The organism is Streptomyces sp. 147326 (genome assembly GCF_045000215.1).
In the GTDB taxonomy this organism is placed as follows: Bacteria; Actinomycetota; Actinomycetes; order Streptomycetales; family Streptomycetaceae; genus Streptomyces.
Genome location: NZ_CP134201.1, coordinates 5,261,919 through 5,277,893, shown reverse-complemented (window position 1 = coordinate 5,277,893; position 15,975 = coordinate 5,261,919). Strand labels below are relative to the sequence as shown.

Below are 15,975 nucleotides of genomic sequence, written 5' to 3'. Positions count from 1 at the left end.
AACACCCCTGGAAACGCCGAAATCCCGCCCGGTCTTTCGACCGGACGGGATCTCATGACGCTCACGAGAGCTACTCGCGAACTGTCGTTTGTGGACCTGTGGGGATTTGAACCCCAGACCCCCTCGATGCGAACGAGGTGCGCTACCAGACTGCGCCACAGGCCCTTGCGACGTGTGAAACATTAGCATCCCCGCACGGCTGCTCCAAAACGCGTATTCCGGAGCGTCCGCGCAGGTCACCGATCACTCGTTGGCGGCGCGCGGGCGGTCGTCGCTCTCGTACTGGTCGAACAGCGGGGTGCGGGCGCCGGCCTGGCCGCGGGGGCGCGGAGCGGTCTGCGGCTTCCCGTCCGGCTTGGGGGCCGCGGGCTGTGCGCGCAGGCGGGGTTCCGTCGGCTCGGCCGTGCTGGAGCGGGTCGCGCTCCAGGCGTCCGGGGACGCCGGGCCGGTGGCGCGGGGGGCGACCGGGGCCGTCACGTACGTCGGCAGCGGGACCGGGACCGGCTCCCAGCTGTCACCGCGGGCGGGGCCGCGTTCGCGCTCGCGCTGCTGGTCCACCCACTCGGCGTGGTCGGTCTGCTCGACGAGCGCGCGGCGCCCGGCCTCCTGCGGGGAGACCGGTGGCGCAGGGTCCGGTTCGGTGCCCGCGGGAGCGGCCTCCCCGGAGTCGCGGCGGCGCGGGCGGTTCTCCCGCAGCTGCCGCGCGGCCGCCTCGGCACGCCGCCGGTCCATCGTGAACTCGTAGCGCCGTCGCTCCTGGACCCGCAGGTGCACGATGTACGTGCTCAGCAGCAGGGCGGGCACCGCGGGGGCCCACAGGAAGCGGAGTCCTCCCACCGCCGCGACGACCGCGCCGAGGGTGAAGACCAGGAAGAGGAGCGCGGTAGTGCGCCGGCGGCGCGCGAGGACCTGGAGGCGCTGTTCGCGCCGGGCCCGCTCCGCGCGCTGCTCCCGCTCGGCGGCGTCCGGTCTCGGCTCCGCCCTGGTCGGGGGCACGACAACGGCCCGGGCGTCGGCGTCGACGGAATTCACCTTTTCCGTCGCGGCGTCCGGGTCCGCGTGGGGCGGGGGCCCCGCCTCCTCGTCACCGCGCTCACGCAGCCCCTTGGCGTAACGGCGCTCCATTCCCGCCCGGCCGGAAAGCAGCCGAATGGCAGTGGAGAAGCGTTCCGTCGGACGGGCCTCGTTCAGCTCGTCCTGCCTCCGGAGCCACATGGGCACCAAGTAGGCGGCCCAGGCCCCGACAATGACTGCGTAGATGAGGCCGCTGCTGCTCACACCTCACACCGTAGAGGGGCGCGGGCGGGGGGATCGGCCAATTGGGCCGGTGTGTCGCGCGATCTCGCTGATATCACGGACTTTTTTTGTGATTCTTCGGATCAGGTTATGGGCGAATCGGTCCCCGGCCCCTCGCCGCCCCCATTATCTCGAACGAATATTCGGTTATCTATTTGGGCGGTGCCTGCGTGTGACGTGCCCGGTGCCAGCGGCGCAGCAGCCCCTCCGGCACCTCCTCCACCGTGACCGCGTAGACGAGGTGGTCGCGCCAGGCGCCGTCGATGTGCAGATAGCGCGGCCGCAGCCCCTCCTCGCGCAGGCCCAGCTTCTCCACGACCCGCCGGCTCGGCCCGTTCTCGGGGCGGATGCACACCTCGATCCGGTGCAGGCCGACCTTGCCGAAGCAGTGGTCCACCGCCAGCGCGACCGCCGTCGGCATCACGCCGCGGCCCGCCACCTCGCGGTCCACCCAGTAGCCGACGTGGGCCGCGCACATCGAGCCCCAGGTGATCCCGGCGACCGTCAGCTGGCCCACCAGGCGGCCCTGGTACTCGATGACGAAGGGCAGCATCCGGCCCGCGTTCGCCTCCGCCCGCAGGTGGCGGACCATCTGGCGGTACGTGGGCCGCTGTATCACCGGCCCCCACGGGGCGGGCGGCGGAATGGTCGCCTCCCACGGCCGGAGCCAGTCCCGGTTGCGCCGGTTGACCTCGCGCCAGGCCTTCTGGTCCCGCAGTCTTATCGGCCGGAGGGTCACGTCGCCGTCCGTCAGGACGACCGGCCAGGAGGGGCCGTTCAGCTCTCGCTCCCGGAGGGTCCCGCCGGTCTGGGGTGGTCGCCGCCCCGGATCTGGTCGACGGCGTGCGGAAGGATGCGGGAAAGGACGGCGAGGCCGTCGCGCACCCCGCCCGTCGAACCGGGGAGGTTGACGATGAGGGTGTGCCCGGCAACCCCTGCCAGGCCCCGGGACAGGGCCGCGGTCGGCACCTTCGCCAGGCCTTCGGCGCGGATGGCCTGCGGGATCCCCGGAATCTCGTAGTCCAGCACCCGCGCGGTGGCGTCCGGGGTGCGGTCCGTCGGCGAGATACCGGTCCCGCCGGTGGTCAGGATGACGTCGTAGCCGCCGGCCACGCCCTCGCGCAGCGCCTGCTCGACGGGGTCGCCGTCCGGGACGACCCGCGGGCCGTCCACCGTGAAGCCGAGCTTCTCCAGCGCCTGCGCCAGCAGCGGGCCGCCCTTGTCGGCGTACACGCCCTGCGAGGCCCGGTTCGAGGCCGTGACGACGAGCGCCCGGCCCGTGGCGGCAGGTGCCGGTACGGATGCGGGCGCGGGTGCGGTCGCGGGCGCGGATACGGCTTCGGGGGTCTGCGGGGCGTGGCCGACGTGGCTGTGCACCTCACCGCCGCGCGGGGCGTTCACGAGCGCGCCCAGTCGCCGGACTTGCCGCCGGTCTTCTCCTCCACCCGGACGTCCGTGATGACCGCGCCCTTGTCGACCGCCTTCACCATGTCGATCACGGTGAGGCCGGCGACCGCGACGGCGGTCAGCGCCTCCATCTCGACGCCCGTACGGTCGGTCGTCTTCACGGTGGCGAGGATCTCGACGGCGTCGTCGGCGACCTTCAGGTCGACCTTCACGCCCGAGACCGCCAGCGGGTGGCAGAGCGGGATCAGGTCCGGGGTCTTCTTCGCCCCCATGATCCCGGCGATCCGCGCGGTGGCGAGGGCATCGCCCTTGGGGACGCCCTCGCCGCGCAGCAGCTCGATCACCCGGGGGGAGACGAGCACACGTCCACTGGCCCGGGCCGTCCGGGTGGTGACGTCCTTCTCCGAGACGTCGACCATCCGGGCCGCGCCGGCCTCGTCGATGTGGGTCAGCCTGCTCTGCGTACTCATACTCTGCGCGTCGCTTCCGTCCGGGCCCCCGAGGGGCCTGTGTGGTGCAACACGCTACCCGCACCGGCCCCACTTCAGCCGAGCAGGACCACTTCCAGCTCGGTCCCGGGCTCCACCGAGGTGACGTCCTCCGGTACGACCATCAGCGAGTCGGCGTGCGCCAGCGCGGCGATCAGGTGGGAGCCCGATCCGCCGACCGGGCTGACCGTGCCGCTCTCGGCGTCGTACTTGCCGCGCAGGAACTGGCGGCGGCCGGCCGGGGAGCCGAGCGCCTTGTCGGCCGTCAGCACCGCCCGTACGCTCGGCCGCCGGACCTCGGGCTCCGGCAGGCCCATCAGGGTGCGGATCGCGGGGCGCACGAACAGCTCGAAAGAGACGTACGAGGACACCGGATTGCCGGGCAGGGCCAGCAGCGGGGTGTGGTCCGGGCCGATCGTGCCGAAGCCCTGGGGCTTGCCGGGCTGCATGGCGAGCTTGCGGAAGTCGATCCCGCCGCCCTCCACGTCCCCGGCGGCCGCGTCCCCCGAGCCGACGGAGGACAGCGCCTCCTTGACCACGTCGTACGCGCCGACGCTGACCCCGCCCGTGGTGACGAGCAGGTCGGCGCGGATCAGCTGGTCCTCGATGGTGGCGCGCAGGGTGTCGGCGTCGTCGGCGACGGCGCCGACGCGGTACGCGATGGCCCCGGCGTCACGGGCGGCCGCGGCGAGCGCGAAGCTGTTGGAGTCGTAGATCGTGCCCGAGGTGAGCGCCTCGCCGGGCTGGACCAGCTCGCTGCCGGTGGACAGGACCACCACGCGCGGCCGCGGCCGTACGCGGACGGTGCCGCGGCCGATGGCCGCCAGCAGGGCGATCTGCGGCGGCCCGAGGACCGTGCCGGCGGCGAGCGCCAGGTCACCGGCCTGTACGTCGCTGCCGCGCGCGCGGACGTGCGCCCGCGCCTCGGCGGAGCGGTGCACCCGTACCTCGCCGCCCGCCTGCTCGGGGGCGGCGCTGGCCGGGGTCATCCCGGCGGCCGCGCCCCCGCCCGTGCCGCCGTCGGTCCACTCGACCGGGACGACGGCTTCCGCGCCGGGCGGCAGCGGGGCGCCGGTCATGATGCGGGCGGCCTCGCCGGGGCCCACGGTGGGCAGCTCACCGCTGCCCGCCGCGACGTCCCCGATGACCGTCAGCACCGCGGGGAACTCCTCGCTCGCACCCTGGACGTCGGCCGTGCGGACGGCGTAGCCGTCCATGGAGCTGTTGTCGAAGGGCGGGAGGGCGACGGGCACGGTGACGTCCTCGACTAGGACACAGCCCTGGGCGTCCAGCAGCTGGAGCTCGATGGGCTCCAGCGGCCGGACGGCCGCGAGGACGTCCGCGAGGTGCTCGTCCACGGACCACAGACGGTGGCCGGTGTCCTGCGGTGCGGAACTGCTCAAGGTGCTACATCTCCTCCGTGACGTAACGGTGAAGCCAGGTGCGGAACTCCGGGCCGAGGTCCTCCCGCTCGCACGCGAGGCGGACGATGGCCCGCAGGTAGTCGCCGCGGTCCCCGGTGTCGTAGCGACGGCCCCGGAAGACCACGCCGTGCACCGGGCCGCCGACGCTCTCGTCGGCGGCAAGCTTCTGCAGGGCGTCGGTGAGCTGGATCTCCCCGCCGCGGCCCGGCTCGGTCTCCCGCAGTATGTCGAAGATCGCGGGGTTGAGGACGTAGCGTCCGATAACCGCGAAATTGCTGGGCGCGTCCTCGGGCTCCGGCTTCTCGACGAGGCCGGTGATGCGGACCACGTCCTGCTCGTCGGTGGCCTCGACGGCGGCGCAGCCGTAGAGGTGGACGCTGGCCGGGTCGACCTCCATGAGCGCGATGACGGTGCCGCCGGTGCGGGCGTGGATCTCGGCCATCTGACGCAGCAGCGGGTCGCGCGGGTCGATGAGGTCGTCACCGAGGAGGACGGCGAAGGGCTCGCGGCCGACGTGCGGCTCGGCGCAGAGCACCGCGTGGCCGAGGCCCCGCGGGTCGCCCTGGCGGACGTAGTGCATCGTCGCGAGGTCGCTGGATTCCTGGACCTTCTTCAGCCGGTCGTCGTCGCCCTTGGCGATCAGGGCCGACTCCAGCTCGTAGTTCCGGTCGAAGTGGTCTTCCAGGGCACGCTTGTTACGCCCAGTGATCATGAGTACGTCGTCGAGCCCGGCCGCGACGGCCTCCTCGACCACGTACTGGATGGCCGGCTTGTCCACAACCGGGAGCATTTCCTTCGGGGTCGCCTTGGTCGCCGGAAGGAAGCGAGTACCGAGGCCAGCGGCCGGAATCACGGCCTTCTTGATCACGGGGTGCAACATAGTCATGCCCCGAACGATAGTGGGTCCCGCCGAACGCCCGACGAGATCGCAGTAGGTAGATCCATGTATGACCCGATTCGCAAGGATATTTGATTTCCTCGTGACCGAGCACCCGCCCACCGCGTCCGCCAAGGCCGGGCTGCGCCGAGAACTTCTCGCCGCACGCCGCGCCTTGTCCCCCGAAGCCTGCCGCACGTCGGCCGCCGCGCTCGCCGTCAGGGCCCTCGAACTGCCCGAACTGGCCGACGCCCGCACGGTGGCGGCGTACGTCTCCGTCGGCACCGAACCCGGCACCCGCGCACTCCTCGACGCCCTGCGCGCGGCCGGCAAGCGCGTGCTGCTGCCCCTGCTGCTGCCCGACAACGACCTCGACTGGGCGGCGTACGAAGGCCCGCAGAGCCTCGCCGAGGCCGCCCACCCCGGGAAGATGCGGCTGCTGGAGCCCACCGGGCCGGCGCTCGGGCCGGATGCGGTGACCGGGGCCGACGCCGTGCTGCTGCCCGGCCTCGCGGTGGACGGGCGCGGCATGCGGCTCGGCCGCGGCGGAGGTTCGTACGACCGCGTGCTGCAGCGGCTGGAGCGCGCCGGGGCCCATCCCGCGCTGGTGGTGCTCCTCTACGACGACGAGGTGGTCGCGCGGGTCCCGGAGGAACCGCACGACCACCCCGTACAAGCGGTGGCGACCCCGTCGGGGGTGCGCCGCTTCAGCTCATGAACCCTCCGGCTTGAGGGTCAGGGTGTCGACCGTGGCCTTCTCGACGGCGTCCTTGCCGAAGGGCCACTCCAGCAGCTCGCCCTTGGCCCACAGCGTCGTCTGGTCCGTGTAGTGCGAGTTGTACGCGTGGCCCGAGGCGCCCGTCAGGTTGATCCAGCGGGACTTGTCGAGGTCGTTGAGGTTGACCACCATGCGCATCGACGGCACCCACGTGACCCCGTACCCGCTGGAGGCGTTCCAGCCGGTCGCGTTGACGGTGGCCTCGCCGCCGCCCAGGTTCCACGGGCCGCGGTTGAGGAGCCACTGCATGAAGCCGGGGCCCTCGGTGCCGATCGTCTGGTTCTTCAGGTTCAGCTGGTGCAGCCGGCCCCAGCTCCAGGTGGACTGGTCCTTGCCGAGCTTGGCGGTGAGCTCCCAGCGGGCGTCCTTCATGGCTCGGGCGAACAGCTCGTCGCGGGTGGTGGTCTCCGGCTGGGTGAGGGTCCTGGGTGAGCTCCACCACTGCGACTTCTCGTCCTTGACCAGGCGGCGGACCACCTCGAACCAGCGGTCGCCGCCGTCCGGCTGCGCCGAGTCGGGTCCGCGGGTGCCGCATTCGCGGACGGTCTTGGCGAGGTCGTCGGCGGGGCCGGTGCCGTTGCCGAGGACGTTCATGCAGCTGCCCTCGATCCGCAGCTCCTTGGGCATCTTGTCGCCGAAGGACAGCTTGAGGATGTTGCGCCAGACCGCGTTGAAGTAGGCCGCGGCCGCCGAGTCGGGCTCCTGGGTGTAGTTCCAGCCGTCCAGCAGCTTCTGCGCGGCACGCACGCCCGGGTCGGAGACCTGGATCTTCGCCAGCATCGGGGTCAGCAGCGCGGCGATCTCGCTGCTGTTGTCCATCTGCATGGTGCGCATGTCATCGGTCGAGATCTTCCCGCCGTCCTTGATCTTCGCCTCGATGAGGTCGTTGATCCGCTGGCTGCGGGCGCCGTAGCCCCAGTCGGTGGTCAGCAGGTACGGGTACTTGCCCGCGCCGGTCCCGCTCTCCGCTACGGCCTGGTTGGCGGTGACGATGTAGCCGCGCGACGGGTTGGAGTCGAAGGGCATCTCGCTCTGCGGGATGTAGCCGGCGGTGCCGTCCTTGCCGCCCTTCCAGGCGTACTTGGAGTCCCAGCCGGGGGCGGGCATCCGGCCGTCGCCCTGGCCGCGCATCGGGATGCGGCCCGGGGCCTGGTAGCCGATGTTGCCGTTGAGGCCCTTGCTGTCGGCGTAGATCAGGTTCTGCGAGGGGACCTCGAAGTCGGCGGCCGCCTTGCGGAAGTCGTCGAAGGTCTTGGCCCGGTCGAGCTTGAAGACCGCGTCCATGGACTTGCCCGGGTCCAGCGCGGTCCAGCGCAGGGCGACCGCGTAGCCGTCGCCGCGGTCGGGGGCGGAGCTTGCGACCGGGGCGCGGGTGCCGACCGTGGCGAGTTCCTCGCTGCGGTCGGAGACGAGCGGACCGTTGTTGGTGGTGCGGACGGTGATCTTCTTGCTGTCGCCGCCCGCGACCTTGATGACCTCTTCACGGGTGGTGAAGGGGAGCACCTTGCCGTCGTAGACGTAGCCCTCGGGCTTGACCTGCTCCAGGAAGAGGTCGGTGACGTCGGCGCCGAGGTTGGTCATGCCCCAGGCGATGTCGGCGTTGTGGCCTATGACCACGCCCGGCATGCCGGAGAAGGTGTAGCCGGCCACGTCGTACTGGCACTGGGCCGAGACCGTGCGGCAGTGCAGGCCCATCTGGTACCAGACCGAGGGCAGCTGCGGGGACAGGTGCGGGTCGTTCGCGAGCAGTGGCTTGCCGGTGGTCGTGTACTTGCCCGAGACGACCCAGGAGTTCGAGCCGATGCCGCTGCCGTTGGGGCCGAGGATCGCGGGGACCTTGTCCAGGGTGGCGGCGAGGGCGGTCAGCTGGTTGCGCAGGCCCACGGTCGCGCCCTGGGCGGTGACGTTGTCGGCGAGGCCGGTTCCCGTTCCGGTGCCCGTGGCGGCCGGGCCCGTGGAGGCCTGGGAGCCGAGGGCGGTGCCGCTGCCCGAGCCGGTGCCGGTGGAGCCGGACCCGGAGCCCGCGGCGCCGGAGGCCTGGGGCGCGTACTTGCCGCCCTCGACCTTGCCGCCCTCGACGATCGGCTTGTTCCGGTCGAAGGGGTACGGCGGGTAGAGCTCGTCGATCTGCGCCGCCGAGAGCTTGCTCGACATCAGCGCGCGGTCGATCTCGTCCTGCATGTTGCCGCGCAGGTCCCACGCCATCGCCTTGAGCCAGGCCACCGAGTCCACCGGCGACCACTGCTCGGGCTGGTAGCCGTCGCTCAGCTTGAGCGCCGCGTGCTCGACGGAGAGGTCCTTGCCGGACTTCCCCTTCAGGTACGCGTTGACCCCGTCGGCGTAGGCCTGCAGATACTTCTTCGTCTCGGGCGACAGCTTGGTGTCGTACTCGGCCTGCGCGACCTGGCGCCAGCCGAGCGTGCGCAGGAAGGCGTCGGTCTCGACCTGGCCGGAACCGAACATCTCCGAGAGCCGCCCGGAGGTCATGTGGCGGCGTACGTCCATCTCCCAGAACCGGTCCTGCGCGTGCACGAAGCCCTGCGCGCGGAAGAGGTCGTCGTCATTGTCCGCGTAGAGCTGCGGAATGCCGTGGGCGTCGCGCTTGACCTCGACGGTCCCGGTCAGGCCCGGCACCTTGAGGGAGCCGGTCGTCTGGGGGAACGAGGCGCGCACGCCGTCCACGCCCCAGTACGCCCCGTAGCCGAGGCCCGCGAAGAGCGCCAGGACCAGTACGAGCACGATCAGACGGGCACGTCGTCCCTTCTTCTTGGCGGGAGGAGCGGTTTCGTTGGCGGGCATCGCTGTCCTTAGAGGGGCAGGGTGGTCCTGGGAGTACTGGGAGCAACCATAGGCGCAGGACCGGCTTCGTTGATCCTCCAGGGGTAGAGGTCCGAACGACAGGGGCGAACAGCCGTTTCACAATGTGGTTATCGCGTAAAGGGCGCGTCAAAGATTAGGTAAGGTAACGAACTACTTGCCGAAGTCGTCGCCGGGAGGATCGATCCGCCGGGTGCATTGAGGAGGGCCGCCCGCTGACTGTCCACACGCTCAATGAGCTGCTGCTGGTCTGCTCGCTCGTACTGCTCGTCGCCGTCGCGGCGGTGCGCGTCTCTTCGCGCAGCGGCCTGCCCAGCCTGCTCATCTACCTCGGCATAGGCGTCGCGATAGGCCAGGACGGCATAGGCAACGTCGTATTCGACAATGCCGAGCTGACCCAGGTCATCGGTTATGCCGCGCTCGTGGTGATCCTCGCCGAGGGCGGTCTGGGCACGAAGTGGAAAGAGATCAAGCCGGCCCTGCCGGCGGCGATCATGCTGTCCCTGGTGGGCGTGGCGATCAGCGTGGGCGTGACGGCGGCAGGAGCGCACTACCTGGTCGGACTGGAATGGCGGCAGGCCCTCCTGATCGGCGCGGTCGTCTCCTCGACCGACGCGGCGGCCGTCTTCTCGGTGCTGCGGAAGGTCCCGCTGCCCTCCCGGATCACGGGTGTCCTGGAGGCCGAGTCCGGTTTCAACGACGCACCCGTCGTCATCCTGGTGGTGGCCTTCGCCACCGTCGGCCCGGTGGACGAGTGGTACGTCCTCCTCGGCAAGATCGCGCTGGAGCTGGCGATCGGCGTCGCGATCGGCCTGACGGTCGGCTTCCTGGGCGCGTACGGCCTGCGACACGTGGCACTGCCCGCCTCCGGCCTCTACCCGATCGCCGTCATGGCCATCGCCATCACGGCGTACGCGGCCGGCGCGATGGCGCACGGCTCCGGCTTCCTCGCCGTGTACCTCGCCGCGATGGTGCTCGGGAACGCGAAGCTCCCGCACTGGCCGGCCACCCGGGGATTCGCGGACGGGCTCGGCTGGATCGCCCAGATCGGCATGTTCGTGCTGCTCGGCCTGCTGGTCACCCCGCACGAGCTGATCCGCGACTTCTGGCCCGCCGTGGTCATCGGGCTCGTGCTCACGATGGTGGCGCGGCCCCTGGAGGTCTTCATCAGCCTGCTGCCCTTCCGGATCCCGTGGCAGGAGCAGGCCCTCATGTCGTGGGCGGGCCTGCGCGGCGCCGTGCCCATCATCCTGGCGACCATCCCGATGGTGTCCGGAATCGAGGGCAGCGACCGCGTCTTCAACATCGTCTTCGTGCTGGTCGTCGTCTACACCCTGGTGCAGGGGCCGACCCTGCCCTGGGTGGCGCGCAAGCTGAACCTCGGCAAGGGCGAGGAGACCGCGTCGGACCTCGGCATCGAGTCGGCGCCGCTGGAGAAGCTGCGCGGACACCTGCTCTCCTTCGAGATCCCGCCGGCCTCGCGGATGCACGGCGTGGAGGTGAGCGAGCTGCGGCTGCCGCCGGGAGCCTCGGTCACGCTGGTGGTCCGGGAGGCGAAGAGCTTCGTACCGCTGCCGTCGACCGTGCTGCGGCGCGGGGACGAGCTGCTGGTGGTGGCCACGGACCCGGTGCGGGACGCGGCCGAGGCGCGGCTGCGGGCGGTGGCGCGGGGCGGCAAGCTGGCGGGGTGGCTGGGCACGGGGAACGGGACCGGGTCGCGTTAGAGCGACGTTCTAATTCGACATTTTCACCGCAATCTGCCCGGACTTATCCCCATTTCCAAGCCCTCCGCGTGCGAAGCTCCCGTTAATCACAGGTGAAGACACGGCTTGTCAGCGCAATCACAGGGCGTGGTAGTGGGTTCCCCTGTACGATGAAGGCACAACAGATCGAACCAACTCTGCCTGACGCAGAGCTGGCGCGACCGCAAAGCGGCCGTGGCACCCTCCCGCAGTGGGCGCCCAGGTATCACTCGGTTCTGCGCAAGAGGACAGCTCTCGGGGCTCCCACATGTACGGGTGCGGCCGCTCACAAAGCGAAGCACCGTCCGCAGACGGGGAAGCTCTACCAGGCAGCGGAAAGGCAAGGCCGTGACATCCGCGGTCACGACCGACAAGTCCGCCCGCCCCGGCTACGGGCAGCTCATGCGCACGCCCGGCGCCCTCGGCTTCGTACTCCCCGGCTTCGCAGCACGACTGCCCTTCGGCATGCTGACCATCAGCATCCTGCTGCTGGTCCAGCACACCACCGGCTCCTACGGCAGCGCCGGCATCGTCGCCGCCGTCACCGGCGTCTCGATGGCGCTCTCCGCCCCCGTGATGGGCATCTTCACCGACCGCTTCGGCCAGAGCGCCGTCCTGCTCCCCGTGGTCCTCACGCACGCCGCCGCCGTCAGCGGCCTGGCCGCGCTCGCCCTCGCGGGCGCTCCGGTCTGGGCGCTGGCACTGGCCGCCGTACCCGCCGGCGCCTCGGTGCCGCAGGTGGGCCCGATGGTCCGGGCCCGCTGGGCCGCCAAGCTGGAGGGCTCGCCGCTGCTGCCCACGGCCGCCGCGTTCGAGTCCGTCACCGACGAGTTCACCTTCGTCGTCGGCCCGGTCCTGGCGACCGCCCTGTGCACCGGCGTCCACCCGGCGGCCGGCCTGGTCACCGAGGCCGCGCTGACGCTGCTCGGCGGCCTGCTCTTCGCGGCCCAGCGCGCCACCCAGCCCAAGCCCCACGCCCCGGCGGCCGCCGGTGAGAAGCGGGCCTTCGCCCTGTCCTTCCCGGGCCTGCGCGTCCTGATCTTCGCCTTCCTCGGGATCGGCGCCGTCTTCGGCGGCATGCAGGTGTCGCTCGCCGCCTTCTCCAACGAGATCGGCAACCCCGGTGCCAACGGTCTGCTCTACGGCGTCTTCGCCGCGGGCAACATGATCGCCGGCATCGCCATGGGCGCCATCGCCTGGAAGATCGGCCCGCGCCGCCGGCTGATCCTGGGCTACATCGGCCTCACCGCCGCCGCGTCCGTCCTGTGGGCCGCCCACTCGATGATCCTGCTGGGCGCGCTCGGCCTGGTCGTCGGCCTGTGCATCGCCCCGGCGCTCATCACCGGCTACACGATGGTCGAGCAGCTGATCCCGGCGAACGCCCGGACCGAGGCCTTCACCTGGCTGACCGGTTCGATCGCCTTCGGTCAGGCCATCGCCGTCATCCTGGCCGGCCGCCTGACGGACGCGCACGGATCCTCGTACGGCTTCCTGGTGCCCATGGGCGCCACCGCGCTCGCGCTGGCCACCCTGCTGGCGCTGCGTGCGAAGCTGGCCCCGAAGGCCCCGAGCCGGATCGTGAACTCGTCCGGGCCGGCGGACGCGACCGCCGCTGCGGCCGTCCCGGCGGCCTCGGCCGCCTCCGCGCCGGCCGCCCACAACCGGGTGAACGAGCGTGGGATGGGTCACCGCGTGCCGGTGACGGTGGACTGATCCGCCGGAATACGTCACCATGGAGCGTCGTTAGCACTCATTGAGTCAGAGTGCCAGGAGGAAATTCGTGCCGACCTATCAGTACCAGTGCACCGAGTGCGGTGAGGGCCTTGAGGCCGTGCAGAAGTTCACCGATGACGCACTGACCGTGTGCCCGAGCTGCGACGGACGCCTGAAGAAGGTGTTCTCCGCGGTCGGCATCGTCTTCAAGGGCTCCGGTTTCTACCGGAACGACAGCCGTGGCGCCTCGTCGAGCAGCACCCCTGCCTCGAAGCCGGCCTCGAGCTCGTCCACGACGTCGACCGCCGCCGCCCCTGCCGCTTCGTCCTCCTCGGCGTCGTCGAGCAGCAGCAGCTCCACGTCGGCCGCCTGATCGCTTCGCCTAAGGCCCCGCCCGCCCCTGACCGGGCAGCGGGGCCTTCGGCATGCCCGGTTAGGGTGGGCCGCATGGTGAACGCAGAGATCGGTGTCATCGGCGGCTCGGGCTTCTACTCCTTCCTGGAGGACGTCTCCGAGATCCAGGTGGAAACCCCGTACGGGGCCCCCAGCGACTCCCTGTACGTGGGTGAGCTGGCCGGCCGCCAGGTGGCCTTCCTCCCCCGGCACGGACGCAGCCACACCGTCCCGCCGCACAAGATCAATTACCGGGCCAACCTGTGGGCCCTGCGCTCGGTCGGCGTCCGCCAGGTGCTGGGCCCGTGCGCGGTCGGCGGCCTGCGGGCCGAGTACGGGCCGGGCACCCTGCTCGTTCCCGACCAGCTGGTCGACCGTACGAAGTCGCGTGCGCAGACCTTCTTCGACGGGGAGCCGCTGCCGGACGGTTCGGTGCCGAACGTCGTGCACACCACCTTCGCCGACCCGTACTGCCCGGTGGGCCGGTCCGTGGCGATCGCGGCGGCCCGGGGCCGGGACTGGGAGCCGGTGGACGGCGGAACCATGGTCGTCATAGAGGGACCCCGCTTCTCCACGCGCGCGGAGTCGCAGTGGCACGCGGCGGCGGGCTGGTCGGTCGTCGGCATGACCGGGCACCCGGAGGCGGTCCTCGCGCGCGAGCTGGGGCTCTGCTACACCTCGATGGCCCTGGTCACGGACCTGGACGCGGGCGCCGAGACGGGCGAGGGCGTCTCCCACACCGAGGTCCTGAAGGTGTTCGGCGAGAACGTCGGCCGGCTGCGCGAGGTGCTCTTCGACGCGGTGGCGGCCCTGCCGGCGACGGAGTCCCGTGCCTGCCTGTGCACGCACGCGCACGATGGCTGGGACCTGGGCATCGAGCTGCCGTAGTCCCCTCTGCGGCGTCCCCGGGGACGCCCCGGCCAGGTGTCAGTGGCGGCCCCTAGCCTGCGCGCATGGGAAATTGGGGCGGGATGGCCGTGGCGCGTGCCACGGTGGCAGAGCTGCGGGAGTTCGCGGCCGGGGCCGGGTGCGCGGACGTCGACGGCGACGCGGACCTGGGTGGCGGCTGGTCGGCCGTGTACTACCCCGACCAGCCGGAGGGCGCCGCGGCGGCCCTGGCGCGGCGGACCGGGGCGCCGGTGCTCACGGTGGCCTACCTCGACAGCGATGTCGGCTTCGTCGAGGGCGCCACCTTCGCCGGGGGCCGCTGGAAGGCGCTGCTCAACCGGAACACGGCCGGGGACTACGAGATACCCGTCGACCGGTTCCCCGTCGAGGCGGCCCTGGCGGGCGCGCTCGACTGGGCGGACGCAGCCGGGCTGACCGCGGACCCGGACGGGATCCGGTCCGCTCTCACCGGCTCCGAGGCCTTCGCGGAGGACCTCACGGCCCGGCTCCTCGGCGCGCTCGGGATGGACTGGGCCGTGCTCGGCGAGGAGAGTGCGTAGCGGCTGTCACGTCCGGCGCGGCTGTCCGGTCCTCCTTGGTGAAGGCGGAAACAAGACCGCCCCTGCCCGGGAGATGACCGTCATGCCGCGTATCTCGCTCGCCCCGCCCCGCACCCTCCTCATGCGCATCGGCTCCTGGTACTCGCGCCGTACCTACGGCAAGGTGCTCGACCCCGGCCAGGCCTACGGGCACCACTCGCGCGTGCTGTTCTCGTACGTCCGCCTGGAACGGCAGGCGGCGAAGTGGAACGCGCTCGACCCCGGTCTCAAGCACCTCGCCGTGATGGCGGCGGCGGCCCGCGTCAACTGCTCGTGGTGCATGGACTTCGGCTACTGGGAGGGCCATGAGAAGGGCATGCCGGCCGAGAAGATCGAGCGGGTGCCGCGGTGGCGGGAGGCCCGCGAGGTGTTCACCGACCTGGAAATGCTGGTCATGGAGTACGCCGAGGCCATGACCGAGACCGAGCCGGCGGTCACGGACGAGCTCGCCGCGGAACTGATCGCGCGGCTCGGCGAGGCGGCGTTCGTCGAGCTCACCGCGATGGTCGCCCTGGAGAACTGGCGCTCGCGCGTCAACAGCACCTTCGGCCTGACCAGCCAGGGCTTCGCAGAGGCCTGCCGGGTCCCGGCCGGACCCTGACCCCGACAATGACGGCGTGAACACGGACTCCCCCGTCGCCGACCGCAAGGTCATCGTCGCCCTCGACTTCGACGACCGCCGGGCCGCCGAGGAGCTCGTCGAGCTCCTCGGCGACGCGTGCGGCGCCTACAAGATCGGCCTGGAACTCCTGACCGCCGCGGGCCCCGGGCTCGCGCGGGACCTGGCCGAGCGGGGGCACGAGGTCTTCCTCGACCTGAAGCTCTTCGAGATCCCGAACTCCGTCGCCGGCGCCGTCCGGGCCGCCGGAGCGCTCGGCGCGTCCATGGTGACCGTGCACAGCATGGGCGGTACGGGGATCATGGCCGCGGCGGTCGAGGCGGCGCGGGAGTTCCCGCGGCTGCGGGTGCTCGCGCTGACCGTGGTCACCAGCATGACCGCCGGCGACCTCGCCGACATCGGCATCGAGGCGGACGCCGAGGAGCAGGTGCTGCGGCTGGCCCGGCTGGCGGTGGGCGCGGGATGCGACGGGGTCATCGCCTCGCCGCGGGAGGCCGGGCCGCTGCGCCGGCTGCTGGGACCGGACCGGCTGATCGTGACGCCGGGGGTGACGCTGGGGCCGGACGGATCGGCGGGCGGCCCGGCAGGCGGGCACGCGCGGGCGGGGACGCCGCAGGCCGCCTTCGCGGCCGGGGCCTCGCACGTCGTGGTGGGCCGGTCGATCGCGCGGGCCGCGGACCCGGTGGCCGCGCTGCGGCGGGCGCGGGCCGCCGGTTAACTCCTGCGGGTGACGGGGTTGTCCACAGGCTGGGGACCGTCCACAGGCTCCGGCGGGATCCCGGGGGAGGCCGGATCGTGGGATGTGTCCGGGCGACGGGTCCGGGCACGGCAACTCACTCGGTCTGGTGGTGTTCGTCATGTCCCTTTGTTCCACGGCTTCTTCGACTTCCTCCGCATGTCCCCCCGCGCGCCCGGTCCCGCCGTTCCCGCCGCT

The 15,975-nt window shown here is 71.7% G+C and carries 15 protein-coding genes and 1 tRNA gene; 8 read left to right on the top strand and 8 right to left on the bottom strand.

Translation table 11 applies throughout. From position 1 onward, the window contains the following. Positions 1-91: 91 nt before the first annotated feature. The 7 genes from RIU97_RS24255 to galU all read right to left on the bottom strand — a co-directional run bounded on the left by RIU97_RS24255 (position 92) and on the right by galU (position 5,501). Positions 92-165, bottom strand: a tRNA-Ala gene (locus tag RIU97_RS24255). A gap of 78 nt (positions 166-243) precedes the next feature. Further along, positions 244-1,278: a hypothetical protein gene (locus RIU97_RS24250; RefSeq protein WP_404959686.1), complete on the bottom strand. Its 1,035-nt coding sequence runs from the start codon at positions 1,276-1,278 to the stop codon at positions 244-246. A gap of 169 nt (positions 1,279-1,447) precedes the next feature. Then, entirely contained in the window at positions 1,448-2,077 is a 630-nt protein-coding gene (locus tag RIU97_RS24245; RefSeq protein WP_327419282.1) for a GNAT family protein, read from the bottom strand. Next, positions 2,074-2,697, bottom strand: coding sequence for a molybdenum cofactor biosynthesis protein B (locus RIU97_RS24240; protein ID WP_404959685.1), 624 nt, complete (start codon positions 2,695-2,697; stop codon positions 2,074-2,076). Before RIU97_RS24240 ends, RIU97_RS24245 begins: the two co-directional genes overlap by 4 nt. After that, positions 2,694-3,173: a cyclic pyranopterin monophosphate synthase MoaC gene (moaC, locus tag RIU97_RS24235; protein ID WP_030706954.1), complete on the bottom strand. Its 480-nt coding sequence runs from the start codon at positions 3,171-3,173 to the stop codon at positions 2,694-2,696. The genes RIU97_RS24240 and moaC overlap by 4 nt, the downstream gene beginning before the upstream one ends. A 74-nt stretch (positions 3,174-3,247) precedes the next feature. Further along, entirely contained in the window at positions 3,248-4,594 is a 1,347-nt protein-coding gene (glp, locus tag RIU97_RS24230; protein ID WP_404959684.1) for a gephyrin-like molybdotransferase Glp, read from the bottom strand. A gap of 4 nt (positions 4,595-4,598) precedes the next feature. Further along, positions 4,599-5,501 carry a UTP--glucose-1-phosphate uridylyltransferase GalU gene (galU, locus tag RIU97_RS24225; protein ID WP_404959683.1) on the bottom strand — a complete coding sequence of 301 codons (903 nt, stop codon included), beginning with the start codon at positions 5,499-5,501 and terminating at the stop codon, positions 4,599-4,601. 94 nt (positions 5,502-5,595) lie between these two features. On the opposite strand from galU, the gene RIU97_RS24220 reads away from it, so the two are divergent. After that, on the top strand, positions 5,596-6,210 hold the full coding sequence (locus tag RIU97_RS24220; protein ID WP_404959682.1) for a 5-formyltetrahydrofolate cyclo-ligase: 615 nt from the start codon (positions 5,596-5,598) through the stop codon (positions 6,208-6,210). On the opposite strand, the gene RIU97_RS24215 is transcribed toward RIU97_RS24220, so the two are convergent. Then, positions 6,205-9,069 (bottom strand): penicillin acylase family protein, encoded by a 2,865-nt coding sequence (locus tag RIU97_RS24215; RefSeq protein ID WP_404959681.1) that lies wholly within the window; start codon positions 9,067-9,069, stop codon positions 6,205-6,207. The two genes, RIU97_RS24220 and RIU97_RS24215, sit on opposite strands and share 6 nt — an antisense overlap. A gap of 257 nt (positions 9,070-9,326) precedes the next feature. Here RIU97_RS24215 and RIU97_RS24210 point away from each other — a divergent pair, with 257 nt between their 5' ends. The 7 genes from RIU97_RS24210 (at position 9,327) to pyrF (ending at position 15,759) form a co-directional block, all read left to right on the top strand. Beyond that, the gene (locus tag RIU97_RS24210) at positions 9,327-10,811 is read left to right on the top strand and encodes a potassium/proton antiporter (protein ID WP_404962917.1); all 1,485 of its coding nucleotides are present in this window, start codon (positions 9,327-9,329) and stop codon (positions 10,809-10,811) included. 366 nt (positions 10,812-11,177) lie between these two features. Continuing rightward, positions 11,178-12,542: an MFS transporter gene (locus tag RIU97_RS24205; protein ID WP_404959680.1), complete on the top strand. Its 1,365-nt coding sequence runs from the start codon at positions 11,178-11,180 to the stop codon at positions 12,540-12,542. 67 nt (positions 12,543-12,609) lie between these two features. Continuing rightward, positions 12,610-12,915, top strand: coding sequence for an FmdB family zinc ribbon protein (locus RIU97_RS24200; protein WP_404959679.1), 306 nt, complete (start codon positions 12,610-12,612; stop codon positions 12,913-12,915). Positions 12,916-12,989: 74 nt separating this feature from the next. Beyond that, on the top strand, positions 12,990-13,823 hold the full coding sequence (locus RIU97_RS24195) for an S-methyl-5'-thioadenosine phosphorylase (RefSeq protein ID WP_404959678.1): 834 nt from the start codon (positions 12,990-12,992) through the stop codon (positions 13,821-13,823). A 65-nt stretch (positions 13,824-13,888) separates the two neighbouring features. Next, the gene (locus RIU97_RS24190; protein ID WP_404959677.1) at positions 13,889-14,383 is read left to right on the top strand and encodes a hypothetical protein; all 495 of its coding nucleotides are present in this window, start codon (positions 13,889-13,891) and stop codon (positions 14,381-14,383) included. Between the two features lie 82 nt (positions 14,384-14,465). Continuing rightward, the gene (locus tag RIU97_RS24185) at positions 14,466-15,023 is read left to right on the top strand and encodes a carboxymuconolactone decarboxylase family protein (RefSeq protein ID WP_404959676.1); all 558 of its coding nucleotides are present in this window, start codon (positions 14,466-14,468) and stop codon (positions 15,021-15,023) included. A gap of 16 nt (positions 15,024-15,039) precedes the next feature. Then, entirely contained in the window at positions 15,040-15,759 is a 720-nt protein-coding gene (gene pyrF / locus RIU97_RS24180; protein WP_404959675.1) for an orotidine-5'-phosphate decarboxylase, read from the top strand. The last annotated feature ends 216 nt before the right edge of the window (positions 15,760-15,975 follow it).

Bases quoted from the DNA above. Each gene is read 5' to 3' on its own strand.
- RIU97_RS24185 (WP_404959676.1), top strand. From the start codon at position 14,466: ATGCCGCGTATCTCGCTCGCCCCGCCCCGCACCCTCCTCATGCGCATC.
- RIU97_RS24215 (WP_404959681.1), bottom strand. From the start codon at position 9,069: ATGCCCGCCAACGAAACCGCTCCTCCCGCCAAGAAGAAGGGACGACGT.
- galU (WP_404959683.1), bottom strand. From the start codon at position 5,501: ATGACTATGTTGCACCCCGTGATCAAGAAGGCCGTGATTCCGGCCGCT.
- moaC (WP_030706954.1), bottom strand. From the start codon at position 3,173: ATGAGTACGCAGAGCAGGCTGACCCACATCGACGAGGCCGGCGCGGCC.
- RIU97_RS24190 (WP_404959677.1), top strand. From the start codon at position 13,889: ATGGGAAATTGGGGCGGGATGGCCGTGGCGCGTGCCACGGTGGCAGAG.
- RIU97_RS24195 (WP_404959678.1), top strand. From the start codon at position 12,990: ATGGTGAACGCAGAGATCGGTGTCATCGGCGGCTCGGGCTTCTACTCC.